Below are 14,741 nucleotides of genomic sequence, written 5' to 3'. Positions count from 1 at the left end.
TCGCGATCGCTTAATGTAAATACCGTAAAACCATCGGTATCGTCATCACACTCCTCTAAAGCTATAGGTGCATTTGCCGTTGGATTACCTAATACTTCTAGGGTTAAAGAACTTACAATATAACAGTTAGTTGTTGTATTCTCTAGACGTACATGAATAATTTGACCGTTTGGCGTTGTATTTACATAACCGTCAAATATCTCTTCTGTATCTGCATCTGCACCCTCTGGTGTTTCATGAAATGAAACTTCAATACCAGTTTGACCATTTAAAATCTCATCAACTTTTGTTGACATATTAAATGAAGCAAAACCATCTGTTACCTCTCCATCACAAACTTGAAGTGGAGTTACAGGAACAACCTCTGGCAATGGATTAACAACCAGGTCAAAAGAAGTGGTATCATAACAATCTGGATAAGCTGGATCTTGTACTCTTACAAATATTGTTTGAGGATTAGAAACATTAGTGTAGTTTGTAGGTAAAGCTCCTGTGTTAAAGTTAGCTTCATCTTGAGTTAGATGAAAAGAAACATCATAAATCGCTGGGTCTTGACCATCTAAAATATCATCTTCCTGAGAAATTAAATCAAATTCAGCAAAACCATCATTACTAGGATCGTCACAGGTTACCATATTGTCTGGTTGGTATGCAACGGCTCTTGGGTTAACAATTAAACTGAAAACAGGATCTACTGAAGCGTTGTAACAATCTGAATCACCAACACTTTCAACTCTAACATAGATTGGCTCTGGGTTGTTTACATTAGTATATAAATTTGGTAAAACACCTGTACCTTCATCTGCGTCTTCAAAACTTAAGTGGTAAGTAACATTAAATTCTTCATCTGACTGAGTTCCTAAAATACCTAAAGTTTGAGCACTTAAATCAAACTCCTCTACTCCATCATTAGAAAGATCATCACATAATTCTATATCAAGAACAGGATTAATATCTGGTTGTCCAGAAACGTTTAAAGCAAACGGTAACACTTCGTAACAATCAGAATCAAGATATTCAACTCTAATAAAAATTATCTCACCATCGGTTCCAGAGTAAGAGTTTATATCTGTTATTGCTGCTGTATCTGTGTCCGCATCGTCCTGAGAGTTATGGTAAGTAACCACCAAATCATCTGGGTTTGGTGCACTTGCCAATACAACTGGTGTATTTGTTCCTAAGTCAAAAATATATGGAGGGTTACCTGTATCACAAACAAATAAATCATTAGGATCTTCAGTAATTATTTCTGGCAATACATTTATACAAACTACCTCAGTGTATTCGCAACCAAAATCATCAGTTACTCTATAAGTATAACAATACACTCCTTCATCTGGTGGAGATACAGTAATAACACTTCCTGTGTTATTAGTTATTGTAGGATCAGCATCCCACGCTTCTGAGGTTATTACTGGTGTAAACGATAATTCTGGAGGTTGAAGATTAGGATCAAACTCAATTCCCCAAGAAAATATAAAACCATTATCAGACCCTAAGTTATCTGTAATTTGAATACACCAATCACCATTTAAAGGGCTACCTAAAAGAGATGCAAAAGATTCTTCAGGAAGATATGTACCTGGACTTATTGCATTACCTGTACCTAAATTCTCGGTAGGACCATTAACTAATTCAACTGTTCCAGACATTGAAAAACAATAATCAGCGCCTGTACCAGGATCAAGGTTACCATCATTATCTATAGGAGCTCCTAAAAATGTACCACCACCACCAGGGTAATCTTTTAGGGTTGCAGATTGACCATTAGGACTTGTTATTACGATATCTAAATCTCCTAAATATGAATGCTCCATATTAAGACAAATGCTTACAATTTGATTGACATCATTAAGCACTTCTCCAGAATCATAACAATCTACAGAAACACATGTTTCATAAAAAGCACCATTACCATCTGGTAAGAAAGTAACACCACTTACTGGAGGTGTACAGTCATTAATAAAATCAACAGCGTTTACAACACCTGTAATATCTGTACTCTCACCATAACATAACGTTGTATTAGCGGCACCTGTCCCTGTAAAGTCTGGCTCTGTAGCTACTTGGACAACTTGATTTATTAAATTATTATTTGAACAACCATCAGGATCTACCGAAGTATTAGCATCCCTTATATTAAGGTTAACAATGTATACACCTGGCTCTGAATAAGAAAAAACTGCGGTTTGACCTGTAGCAGTATTACCATCACCTAAATCCCATTCATATGTAGCTCCTGTACCATCTACTTCAAAATCACCACTACCATTTAGTGTAATCTCTTCAAACAGACAAACTCTTATGTAACCATCGTCATTTGGTGCTGGCGAAGCTGAATCGATCTGAGAATTTATTGTCTGACAAGGAGTTAGACAAGATATATCTGCTACCCAACCACTTCCACTGGCTGAGTCATTAGAAACAAATTGTATAGTTAAACAACCACTAGCATTATCTTCTGTAGCGACAGCCAAACCAGGCGAAGCTACTCCAGAATATTGGCCAAAGGCATCTGCAGCTGTAGAATCACCATTATATATAGTCATTACGTCTGCATTTAACTGAGTATTAAATTCAGTAAAGTCTATTTGAACTTTTTGACCTGGATTTTCAGGACATATAGTTATTACAAAACTTTCATCATTTCCATAATTTCCTAGCTCACCTCCAGAATCATAAAAAACCCCTCCACACTGACTTACGGTTCCATTCTGCATATTAACATCTTGCGCAATCAATACCGATGAAAATACTACTGTTATTAAAGTTAATAAATACTTCATTTGTGTAATTTTTTTAATGATATTGAGGTTTAATGAATATGAAATAATTGGTATTATCTACTTGATATAAAGAAGACCCTTTAGAATGAAATGCAAAATTGTATTTTAAAGGATTAAAATTCTTGGGATCGAATATTTTATCTCTTTCTAAATCTGAAACAAAACTATTTAATAGAGGAATCTCGGATAGTTTTAAACAGTCTTTTTTATCACTCTCTTTAGTGATGTATTTTATTACCACTCTATTTCTTAATATGTCCTTAACACTCTTTAAACGAAAAGCATCACTATACACATATTTATCTGCATACTCACCATATACTTCATCTATCTGAAGTCGTTCTTTTGCTGTTAGTGGTAAATCTACGTTATCTTTAAACTCGATAACTTTTAGTGGAATTTTACTATTTTTTTCCTGCCCATGAGAACATATCGGCAAGAGAATCAAAATGAAAATTGTAAGAAATTTATTCATAGCTTAACCTTATTTTAAAGTTTGGAAAATTAAGAAAATTTTATAAATACAATCGTTAAATCGTTAACGATATTAACATTTTAACGGTTTTAAGTATATAACAGGTATAATTGTAAAACTCCTACCTTATCATACTATTTTTATTACGTATCTTTGCAACTTCCTTTTTAAAGATTGATTAATAATTATTTAACTATGAAAATCGATAACGATTTTAATGATATAGATGCTTTAGGAGATAATCACATTGGTTCTTCAAGCGATACACCTATGAGAGAAGACGCTTTTGAGATGTCTAAAGAAGAAAAAATTGAAAGCATCAAAGCCGATGTAAAACACATCTTAGAAACCCTTGGCCTAGATCTTACCGATGACAGTTTGCAAGGCACACCAAACCGTGTTGCAAAAATGTTTGTAAATGAAATTTTTGGAGGATTAGATCCTAGTAAAAAACCAAGTGCTTCAACCTTTGACAACAAATACAAATATGGAGAAATGCTTGTAGAAAAAAACATTACTGTTTATTCTACCTGCGAGCACCATTTACTTCCTATAGTAGGTAGAGCCCATGTTGCATACATCTCTAACGGTACAGTTGTTGGCCTTTCTAAAATGAATAGAATTGTAGATTACTATGCCAAACGTCCACAAGTACAAGAACGCCTTACCATACAAATTGTAAAAGAATTACAACAAGTATTAGGAACCGACGATGTTGCCTGTGTTATTGATGCCAAACATCTTTGTGTAAACTCACGCGGAATAAGAGACATAGAAAGTAGTACTGTTACATCTGAATTTGGCGGAAAGTTTAAAGAAAAAGAAACACGAAGAGAATTCCTTGATTACATTCAGTTAGACACGCAGTTTTAGTTTGTATAGTCTTACATTGTTATTTAGTTTTGTTTAAACAATTTTTGAATTTTACAGCATGCCGTTATACGATACCCAAACTATAAAAATATACAACTCACTATCTGGTGAAAAAGAAGTTTTTAAACCTATAACCGATGGTTATGTTGGTATGTATGTATGCGGACCTACAGTATACAGCAATGTACACTTGGGTAATGTAAGAACCTTTATGTCTTTTGATGTTATTTTTAGATATCTTAAACATATAGGCTACAAAGTAAGGTATGTAAGGAATATAACTGATGCTGGGCATTTAGAAAATGATGCTGATGTCGGCGAAGACAAAATCACAAAAAAAGCAAGGTTAGAACAGATAGAACCCATGGAAGTTGTACAGCGCTACACTGTAGACTTTCATGAAGTGTTAAATACCTTTAATTTTTTACCACCAAGTATAGAACCTACAGCAACAGGCCATATAATTGAGCAAATAGAACTTGTTAAAACAATTATAGACAATGGTTTTGCATACGAAGTTAACGGTTCTGTGTATTTTGATGTTCACAAATTTAATTCCGTTAAAGAATACGGTAAATTAAGTAAGCGTAAACTCGAAGACCTTATACACAACACAAGAGCCTTAGACGGACAATCTGACAAAAAAAATCCTCAAGATTTTGCTCTATGGAAACGCGCAGAAGCTCAACACATCATGCGCTGGCCTTCTCCTTGGGGAGATGGTTTTCCGGGTTGGCACCTAGAGTGTACTGCCATGAGTACCAAATACCTTGGAAACAGATTTGATATTCACGGAGGAGGTATGGATTTAAAATTTCCACATCACGAGTGTGAGATTGCACAATGTGAAGCTGTAACAGGAGAATCGCCAGTAAACTACTGGATGCATGCCAATATGCTACAACTCAACGGACAGCGAATGTCTAAGACAACAGGAAACACTGTTAATCCTCACGAGTTACTTTCTGGAAACAATCCATTTTTCAGTAAAGCTTATGCGCCTAGCGTTATTCGATTTTTTAATGCACAATCATCATACAGAAGTGTTTTAGACTTAACAGATGAAGGCCTAAAAGCAAGTGAAAAAGGCTACAACAGACTTATGGAAGCCATTAACACAATGGATGCCTTAAAAGCTGGAGACACATCTACTTTTAATGTTACCGAATGGCGTGAAAAGTGCTATGACGCCATGAATGACGACTTTAATTCACCTATATTAATTGCGCATCTTTTTGAAGGCGCAAAACTTATTAATCAGATTAAAGATAACAAGGCTTCGCTTACTATTAAAGATTTAGATTTGTTAAGAACAACAATAAAAGACTTTAGTTTTGATGTACTTGGTTTAGTTAATGACACTAAAGAAGACTCTAGTGCAGATAAATTAACAGGTGCTGTTGAAATCTTAATAGAAATGAGAAACGAAGCTCGTAAAAACAAAGATTTTGCTTTGTCTGATAAAATTAGAGATGAATTAGCCGAGGCTGGTATTCAACTTAAGGATAGTAGAGAAGGCACTACATTTACGACTAATTAATCGTGAAGAAATTTTTAGCATATCCCTTTCTATTATTGATTAAAATCTATCAAACTTTTATTTCTCCTCTAACACCTGCTACTTGCAGGTATCAACCAACATGTTCTCATTACGCTAAAGAAGCTTTGGAAGTTCATGGACTGTTTAAAGGTGGTAAACTAGCATTAAAGCGGATTTTTAGTTGTCATCCTTGGGGCGGAAAAGGATATGACCCAGTACCAAAGAAAGATGACAACTAAAAATTTTGCCCTCTCTCCAGCTCACACATTCGTTAAAAATGTACACTGTACATTTTCTTAACACTCTGTCGCCTTGAAGAGGAAAAGGTTTTGATCCTGTGCCACCAAAAGAAGATTAATATTACGTTAATCCTATTTTCACTCCCTAACAAAATAGTATATTTACAACGAAAAGATTACTTACATGCATGCACTAAAAATATATTGGGATCCTATTAAATCATTAGATTTAGGTTTTTTTGAACTTCATTTTTATAGTGTAATGTGGATTATTGCCTTTATACTAGGATTCCATATTACCAAGAAGATTTGGAAAAACGAAAATCAATCAAACGAATCTCTAGATTCGTTATTTATTTATTCTGTTTTAGGTATAATGATTGGTGCTAGATTGGGCCATGTTATCTTTTACCAATCCGAATTAATAAGCGAAGATTTCTTTAGCATCTTTTTACCTTTTAAATTCAAAGGTGGTTTTGAGTTTACAGGTTTTCAAGGTCTAGCTAGTCATGGTGCAGCTATAGGTATGATTATATCTATGTACCTATTTAACAAAAAAGTCTTAAAAAAATCTATTCTTTGGATTTTGGATCGTGTGGTAATCGCTACAGCTCTTGGTGCTGTATTTGTAAGAATTGGAAATTTTATTAATTCTGAAATTATTGGCAAATACACCAACAGTGATTTTGGTGTAGTATTTAGACAGCTTAGCGAAACAAACCCTAGACATCCTGCTCAATTATACGAAGCATTCTGTTATATTTTTGTGTTTTTCATCTTACTTTATGTCTACTGGAAAACCAATAAATCTAAACAAGAAGGATTTTTATTTGGTCTGTTTTTAGTCTTCCTATGGACAATTAGATTCTGTGTAGAGTTTGTAAAAGAGCCTCAAGGAGACGAAGATCTGGCTGCTTTCTTTGGTAACATACTTAACAACGGTCAGCTATTAAGTATCCCTTTTATACTTATAGGCCTTTACTTTATGTTTGTCTACAAGCCAAAAAAGACGGTTGCTTAGTATATGCGTACAACTCATTTCATTAGAATCTTTGTTATCTTTTTTTTGCTTTTGTTTTTTAACTGTAAAGATGAAAAACTAAACACTTCTAATGATAAAGTAGAAGTTAGTTTTAAAAAAGAAGGGGTTTTGCACCTCAAAGAATCAGACTCAGACTCCATAATAAAAACTTTAGATATAGAGTTTGCCCAAGACGAGTACGAAACACAAACAGGGTTAATGTATAGAACACAACTTGGCACTAACCAAGGTATGCTGTTTATATTTCCAAATGTGCAAATGAGAAGTTTCTATATGAAGAATACTAAAATACCTTTAGACATCATTTATATAGATGAAAAACTACAAATTGTTAGCTTTCAAAAAAATGCTAAACCATTTGATGAAACCTCACTACCTTCTGAAGCACCTGCTAAGTATGTTTTAGAAATTAACGCAGGTCTTTCCGATGAATGGCAACTAAAAAATGGTGACAAAATAGAGTTTATAAAAGACTAATTAATTCCTTTTTAGGCATTTAATTTAAAAATGATATATATTGTAGGAATAATTTTAATTCCTATCTACATGAAATCATTAAAAAATCTTTCAATTTTAATTGTATCCTTAGTTTTATTTTGCTCTTTCTCGCTTAAAGATTCACCTTCTTATGTTGGTAAATGGAAAGGAGAAGATAAAGGTGATATTGGCTACCTAACACTTACTAAAGATGGCTATGCTTTATTTGAATTTGAGGGACAAATACTAGGTGGCAAATCATTTACAATGCGTGGTAATGAAGCCTCTATGCACTATGAAGTCGAAAAAAAAGAAAATTACTATCATATTGATTTTATTATTAAACAGCTGAAAGATGACGAAACCTTAGGCACCTTGGAAGGTATCTTTAAAATGAATTCTGAATCTCAAATGGTTTTAGCAGTTGGTTTTGACGGTACACCACGACCAACTAATTTTGAAAGCGACGCAATTACTCTAAATAAAATAGACTAAAGCGTTAAGTTAAAAAATAAAAAAGCCTTTCTTTTCAGAAAGGCTTTTTTTTTATTTACATGAAGTCAAAGTTTATTCTTCGTCTTCTTCTTTTACTTTTTTCTTTAATGACTCTGCAGCGTCTCCTTTTTTAGCTGTATCGTACATTAATGGTGTTGCGATAAACATAGAAGAATATGTACCTACTACTACACCAACAATTAATGCAAATAACAATCCTCTAAGAGAATCTGCACCAAAAATAAACATTGCTAATAACACCACTAAAGTTGTTACAGAAGTATTTAAAGTTCTACTTAACGTACTGTTTAGTGATGCGTTAATAGTTTTTCCGAAATCCCAAGCTGTATGCTCATTTAAGAATTCTCTAATTCTATCAAACACTACCACAGTATCATTTAACGAGTAACCAATTACCGTTAGAATAGCCGCAATAAACGCCTGATCTATTTCCATACTAAACGGCATAAACTTCCATGTTAAAGAGAATATACCTAATACAATTAATACATCATGGAATACAGCCGCAACTGCACCAAGTGAGAATTGCCATCTCTTAAATCTAAACAAGATGTAAAGGAATACTACTACTAAAGATCCTAATACAGCCCAGAATGAAGACTTTTTAATATCATCTGCGATTGTTGGACTCACTTTACTAGAAAGCATTTTACCAATCTTAGCCTCACCAGAACCATTATCAAACTCTGAGTAAGTCATACCTTTTGGTAAATAAGGCTTAAGAGCTTCAAACAATCTGGTTTGAATTTCTGTATCTGCTTCAACTGAATTATCCTCTACTCTATATTTTGTAGAAATTTTTAATTCATTAGCAGAACCTATTGTCTTTACCTCAGCACTTCCAAATACATTTGGATCATTTAATATGCTTGTAATTTCTTCTGTACTCACAGGCTGATCAAAACGTACCTGATAGGTTCTACCACCAATAAAATCGATACCTTGGTCTAATCCTGTAGTAACTAAAGAACCTAAACTTGCTAAAATAAATGCGCCAGAAATAACATAAGCTATTTTACGCTTCTTTAAGAAGTCGATGTTTACATTCTTAAATAAACCTTTAGTCATTCCGGTTGCGAAATCTAAAGTACCACCTCTATTTACCCACCAGTCAATTAATAAACGAGTGATAAAAATTGCAGTAAATAATGAAGTTAAAATACCTATGATTAACGTAGTTGCGAAACCTTTAATTGGTCCTGTACCAAATACAAATAAGATTAATGCCGTTAAACCTGTAGTGATGTTAGCATCTAAAATTGATGATAAAGCGTTAGAGAAACCATCTTTAATAGATTCTTTTTGAGACTTTCCTTTTGCAAGTTCTTCTCTAATACGCTCAAATATAAGTACGTTGGCATCTACCGAAATACCAATTGTTAATACAATACCTGCAATACCTGGTAACGTTAGTACCGCACCTAAACTTGCTAATACACCAAATATTAATAAGATGTTTAATAATAATGCGATATCTGCTGCTAGACCAGCTTTTCCGTAATAGAATACCATCCAAAGTAAAACAAATGCTAATGCGATAATGAAAGACTTCATTCCACTATCAATAGCCTCCTGACCTAATGAAGGTCCTACTTCATCTGCTTGTACAATCTCTGCAGAAGCTGGTAATTTACCTGCTCTTAATACGTTTGCTAAATCTACAGCTTCGTTAAGGGTAAATGAACCTGAAATCTGAGATCTACCTCCTGCGATACCTTCTGGTTGATTTGTAACACTTGGTGCAGAATATACTATATCATCTAATACAATTGCAATAAAACCATTTTCTTGGTTAGCCTTCTTAGTAATTTCTTGCCAATCTCTTGCCCCTTTAGGGTTCATTTGCATACTTACAGCTGGTCTACTAAGCTCATCATAATCTTGTCTTGCTTCTGTAATAACAGCACCACTTAATTCTGGCTCACCATCTCTATTACTCTTTATTGCGTATAGTGCAGAAAACTCAGAATCTTTATCTTGTTTTCCCCAAACAAATTTTGCATAACGCATTTCTGTTGGTAATAAAGCTCTGTTTTTTGGATCATTAAGCGCTGTTAATACTTTCTCTTTATCTTTAGATAAGAAATTAGCAATTACAGGACCACGACCTGGAAACTGAATTCCTAAAGGATTAGCATTTGCTACATCTGTAGTATCAGTTTCTATCTGACCAGTTAACTCATCAATAGTACTAGAAGTTGAATCTTGCTCTACTTCTGCAACTTCATCAACTTTATCATTTCCTTCTGTCTCTTTAGCAGCCTCTACTAAAGCTTGATTTACCTGAAATACATATGGCAATAACTCTTCTGCTTTGTATGTATCCCAAAATTGTAATTGTGCTGTTTTAGTAATAATATCTACAACACGATTTTTATCTCTTGCTCCTGGTAACTCTATTAAGATACGACCAGAGTTTCCTAAACGTTGAATATTTGGAGACGATACACCAAAACCGTCAATACGATTTCTTAATACCTCAAAAGCAGAAACAATAGACTCATCTATTTTTCTCTCAAGGATAGTTTTCACCTCACTGTCAGACATTTCAGGTTTAATATCATCTCTTAAGTTTCTGTTAGCAAAAATATCTGGAGATGCTAATTTAGTATCGCCTTTTATAGCGTCAAACGCTCTAAAAAATGACTCTAGATAAGACTCTTGCGCATCTTTTTGTAACTCTTCTGCATCAGCTAACGCCTTATTAAATACAGGATCTTTACTGTTGTTTGCTAACCCTTTTAAGATGTCTTTTACAGAAATCTGAATGATAGCATTAATACCACCTTTAAGGTCTAAACCAAGTTTCATGGCATTATTTTCAACCTCAGTATATGTGTACTGAGACACACCTAATAGGTTGTATACTTCTATAGATTCGAACTCGTTATCACTTACCTGAACTTTTTCAGTTTTTAAAGAATCTAAGTAGCGAACTTCTGCCTGCGCTCTTAAATCTTGATAACCATCTACTGTTTCGTCATACTTTGCTACTGCAGCTTGTTTTGCAGCATCTTCAATTTGATTTGCCTTAAATGTAAAAGACAGTTGGTAAATACTTACCAAACCAAATAGTAGTGCAAACAGTTTAATTATTCCTTTGTTTTGCATTTTGTTTTGTTTTACGTCTAATTTTTTTAACGCGCAAATATAGAATTTACCGTATAATCAGACAATTGATTTTTTATGTTATAAATTATTTTTTGTCTTTTGATTGATTCAAAAGTTAAATGGAAAGTTAGGAACCTTTTTAATGAAATTCCTTAAACAATAGGTCCTGCTCTTACTTCTGGAAATTGGTATGCTTTTTTACCTTCTAAGAAGAAGATACCAGAATTAATTCTGAAGGCTGTTTTTACCAATTGATGCATCACATCTGATTGGTGTAAATAACCAGAAACATCCTTCTCTAAGTTGTTAAACCTGTCGCTTTTCTGATTATGCTCTACAATTTGTACTCTATCAAAATCCCAATCATTTTTTTGATCTTTCTTTTGAATTTCCGATACATTAAGCTTGTAATCTTTTAGAGTATCCTTGTCAGAGTTTTTTTTAGAGTTGTTGGTATCAACACCTAATAAAAAACTAAATTCGTTACTATCGGTTAATATTTGCTCAATACTTTGTGCATCTGTAACGCTGTAATATGCTATTTTAAAATTCCCAGAATCATCTTTTACTACTAAAAGGTTTTGTGCACCTATTTTTTGTAGTTTTTGTTGGATATCTCTGAGTGTGTTTTCCGCTTCAATTTCTGAAACATTAGCATCAGAAAATTGTATAGTTATCTCTTGATTGGGAGTAGCAGGAGTGTCTATAAACCTTCCTAAAAAGGCCAATAGAACTATTATAATACCAAAATGTAATTTGGTGCGCATTTGGCAAATATAACAAAAAATAAAGACCGCATTTCTGCAGTCTTTATTTTATAGTATGAGATTTAATTTTACATACCTTCCATCTTGGAATAACCTTCTGGAGGTGTTAGGCTAAATTTAGAATCAGCTACTTTTTCACTTTTAACTTCGGTAACTTCAGAAACAATTGTAAACTCTGCTTCTCCTTGAGTCATACTCATTTCTGTGTACAAAGGAAAACCACCAAGTTTATCTCCAAACTGAGCATTTTGCTGACTTAATACTGGAGCTATTTTATCGGTTACATACATTACCATTTTAATCTCGCTACCACCTTCTTTTATGGTTAAGTGTTTTTGTTTACACTCATATCCAAGTATGGTTTTGGTTTCTGTACCATCTACTACTTTAAAATTGTCTGACTCATCTTTTGGCACTTCGATAGTTTGCTTTTGATACTTCTTACCAATCATTGGATTGTCCATTAAAGTAAGACTTTCCATACTCTCAGAGTCTGTTATAATTGTAATATCGCCAGACATAGGATTAGAGACCTCTACTCTCGATTTTTTTCCTTTGAAGAAGGTTGTTGTTATCATTTCGCCCATCATAGCTAGTTGGGCTTGAGTAGCTTCGTCGTTAGAGCTATAGTTCTGTTTTAAAGTAATAACTCCTTCTGTAATTTTTTCTTGAGCTGTTACTGTAAGACTTAACGTAAACAGTACCACTAGCATTAGTATTTTTTTCATTTTTTTAAAGTTTTATTGAATATACAAAAAAACCTTACCAACAAATATGCCAGCAAGGTTATTTCTTATTTAAAAAGCACTTTCTTAAAGTTCTAAAAGACCGTTTGTCTTCTTAACTCCTTCTGCACTTTCTGCTAAATGTTGTTTTTCTGCATCACTTAATGGTACATCTACGATTTTTTCGATACCGCTTCTTCCTAATATCACTGGTACACCAATACAAAGATCACTTAATCCGTACTCTCCATCTAATAATGTAGAACAAGGGAATATCTTCTTTTGATCGCAAGCAATTGCCTGTACCAATCCGCTTACAGCAGCACCTGGCGCATACCATGCAGAAGTTCCTAATAATTTTGTTAAGGTTGCTCCACCTACTTTAGTATCTTCTTTTACTTGGTCTAAACGCTCTTCTGATAAAAACTCAGAAACTTTAATACTGTTTCTTGTGGCATGAGATGTTAATGGCACCATACCTTTATCGCTATGACCACCAATTACCATACCATCTACATCGCTAATTGGAGCTTCTAAAGCTTCAGCTAATCTGTACTTAAAACGTGCAGAATCTAAAGCTCCACCCATTCCTATAATTCTATGTTTTGGTAAACCTGTAGTTTTGTGAGCTAGGTACGTCATTGTATCCATTGGGTTACTCACTACAATTAAAATTGTATTTGGCGAATGCTCTACTAAGTTGGCAGAAACTGTTTTTACAATACCAGCGTTAATACCTATTAACTCTTCGCGAGTCATACCTGGCTTACGAGGAATACCAGAAGTAATAACACAAATATCACTATTTGCAGTTTTTGAATAATCGTTTGTACTTCCTGTAATCTTTGTATCAAAACCATTTAAAGAAGCGGTTTGCATTAAGTCCATTGCTTTACCTTCTGCATAGCCTTCTTTGATGTCTAATAATACAACTTCTGAAGCAAAATTTTTAATAGCGATGTACTCTGCACAACTTGCGCCAACTGCACCAGCGCCAACTACGGTTACTTTCATTTTATTTTATGTTTTAGATCGTTAAAATTTGACACAAATTTAAGGTTTTACAATCTAAATCCCATGATTTATATCATCTATCTATAATAAAAAAGCAGCTTTTAAAGCTGCTTTTAATTATAGATTTAATTCATTATTATCTGAATCCAAAATTTACACCTACTGAGAATGCATCAAACTCTGATATATGATATTCTCCATTAAGTCTGAAGAATCCTAATTTTAATTTAAAACCTACAGTACCTCTTACAGCAGAAACATCACTTGACACCGAAAATGGATCTGTAATTGTGTCTGAAGAAACTATACCGTTTGTAACTACATAGTCTCCTAACAAATCTGATTCTGCTTTACCTGAGATGTAACCCAAACCTCCGTAAAGGTTAAAAACAGGCAACTTTGTAGAAACCGCTAATTGAAACAACCAGGTATTTGTGTTATTCTCTAATCTTTGATTTTCGCCATCAATACCTGAAGATTCTGTAAGATCATAAGATCCGTCTAAATGTGTGTAAGCGACTAATCCAGATAATGCAACAGGCCATAACTTATCTGCTGGTAACCACTCGGTAAACTCAAACTGTAAGCCTGCTCCATACATATTTAGAGCAACATCATCATTTTCGTATTTAGGAAAATAGCGCGCTTTAACCTCAATTCCACTGCCTAATCCTACTGCTGCTTGCAGTGTACCAGACGGAATTAAATTGTAGCTTTCATCACCAATACCTTGTGGCAACTCAAATTCTGCAGTCTGAGAACCAAAAATAGGATCATCATATTCTACTTCAACAAAAATTGAAGGGTCATTTTCACCTAAAACTGTAGCAACATTCTGAGTACTTGGACCAGACACAAACTGAACGTTATTATAGTCTGCAGTATTCATACTAAAAACCTTATCGTCATCACCTACCAAAGAGGCATTTGCAACCAAAGAAATCTCAAAACCTCCTAATGGTTTTACTTTAGCAGAATTAAACCAATTGGCATTCATACTATGCATTACACCATTGGTTCCTGGTGCTAAATAATCATTTGCAAAACGTTGTGCATCATCTACACCTGCAGACAGCAATACGTCTATATCATTCTGAGCTTTTGAAACTAAAAACGAACTACAAAATACTGTGAATAGAATTAATTTCTTCATTATGGTTAAGTTTATAATATTGA

The 14,741-nt window shown here is 33.9% G+C and carries 13 protein-coding genes; 6 read left to right on the top strand and 7 right to left on the bottom strand.

The window, feature by feature from the left end; all coding sequences use genetic code 11:
- Positions 1 to 2,786: FIDD domain-containing protein (locus P7122_RS14145; protein ID WP_278006446.1), on the bottom strand; the 2,786-nt coding region annotated here is incomplete at its 3' end.
- Between the two features lie 13 nt (positions 2,787 to 2,799).
- Positions 2,800 to 3,234 (bottom strand): hypothetical protein, encoded by a 435-nt coding sequence (locus P7122_RS14140; RefSeq protein WP_278006445.1) that lies wholly within the window; start codon positions 3,232 to 3,234, stop codon positions 2,800 to 2,802.
- Positions 3,235 to 3,456: 222 nt separating this feature from the next.
- Here P7122_RS14140 and folE point away from each other — a divergent pair, with 222 nt between their 5' ends.
- The 6 genes from folE to P7122_RS14110 all read left to right on the top strand — a co-directional run bounded on the left by folE (position 3,457) and on the right by P7122_RS14110 (position 7,927).
- Positions 3,457 to 4,134 carry a GTP cyclohydrolase I FolE gene (folE, locus tag P7122_RS14135; RefSeq protein WP_278006444.1) on the top strand — a complete coding sequence of 226 codons (678 nt, stop codon included), beginning with the start codon at positions 3,457 to 3,459 and terminating at the stop codon, positions 4,132 to 4,134.
- Positions 4,135 to 4,192: 58 nt separating this feature from the next.
- A complete protein-coding gene (gene cysS, locus P7122_RS14130) occupies positions 4,193 to 5,674 on the top strand; it encodes a cysteine--tRNA ligase (RefSeq protein ID WP_278006443.1) in 1,482 nt (493 codons plus the stop codon).
- Positions 5,675 to 5,676: 2 nt separating this feature from the next.
- Positions 5,677 to 5,913 (top strand): membrane protein insertion efficiency factor YidD, encoded by a 237-nt coding sequence (yidD, locus tag P7122_RS14125; protein WP_278006442.1) that lies wholly within the window; start codon positions 5,677 to 5,679, stop codon positions 5,911 to 5,913.
- A gap of 184 nt (positions 5,914 to 6,097) precedes the next feature.
- Positions 6,098 to 6,934, top strand: coding sequence for a prolipoprotein diacylglyceryl transferase (gene lgt / locus P7122_RS14120; RefSeq protein WP_278006441.1), 837 nt, complete (start codon positions 6,098 to 6,100; stop codon positions 6,932 to 6,934).
- Between the two features lie 3 nt (positions 6,935 to 6,937).
- Positions 6,938 to 7,432 carry a DUF192 domain-containing protein gene (locus P7122_RS14115; RefSeq protein WP_278006440.1) on the top strand — a complete coding sequence of 165 codons (495 nt, stop codon included), beginning with the start codon at positions 6,938 to 6,940 and terminating at the stop codon, positions 7,430 to 7,432.
- A gap of 69 nt (positions 7,433 to 7,501) precedes the next feature.
- Complete coding sequence (locus tag P7122_RS14110; RefSeq protein ID WP_278006439.1) at positions 7,502 to 7,927, top strand: hypothetical protein; 426 nt, start codon at positions 7,502 to 7,504, stop codon at positions 7,925 to 7,927.
- A gap of 72 nt (positions 7,928 to 7,999) precedes the next feature.
- Here the strand turns inward: P7122_RS14110 and secDF are convergent, their stop codons facing one another.
- From secDF to P7122_RS14085, 5 genes are all read right to left on the bottom strand, one after another.
- A complete protein-coding gene (gene secDF / locus P7122_RS14105; RefSeq protein WP_278006438.1) occupies positions 8,000 to 11,059 on the bottom strand; it encodes a protein translocase subunit SecDF in 3,060 nt (1,019 codons plus the stop codon).
- A gap of 152 nt (positions 11,060 to 11,211) precedes the next feature.
- Positions 11,212 to 11,826, bottom strand: a complete 615-nt coding sequence (locus P7122_RS14100; RefSeq protein ID WP_278006437.1) for a hypothetical protein — start codon at positions 11,824 to 11,826, stop codon at positions 11,212 to 11,214.
- 68 nt (positions 11,827 to 11,894) lie between these two features.
- Positions 11,895 to 12,554, bottom strand: a complete 660-nt coding sequence (locus P7122_RS14095; RefSeq protein ID WP_278006436.1) for a DUF4412 domain-containing protein — start codon at positions 12,552 to 12,554, stop codon at positions 11,895 to 11,897.
- 84 nt (positions 12,555 to 12,638) lie between these two features.
- On the bottom strand, positions 12,639 to 13,565 hold the full coding sequence (gene mdh, locus P7122_RS14090) for a malate dehydrogenase (RefSeq protein ID WP_278006435.1): 927 nt from the start codon (positions 13,563 to 13,565) through the stop codon (positions 12,639 to 12,641).
- 136 nt (positions 13,566 to 13,701) lie between these two features.
- Positions 13,702 to 14,718, bottom strand: coding sequence for a DUF6588 family protein (locus P7122_RS14085; protein ID WP_278006434.1), 1,017 nt, complete (start codon positions 14,716 to 14,718; stop codon positions 13,702 to 13,704).
- Between the last annotated feature and the right edge of the window lie 23 nt (positions 14,719 to 14,741).

Origin of the sequence: Winogradskyella marincola, from assembly GCF_029624125.1 — a bacterium.
In the GTDB taxonomy this organism is placed as follows: Bacteria; Bacteroidota; Bacteroidia; order Flavobacteriales; family Flavobacteriaceae; genus Winogradskyella; species Winogradskyella marincola.
This window is presented reverse-complemented; position numbering and strand designations above follow the sequence as displayed.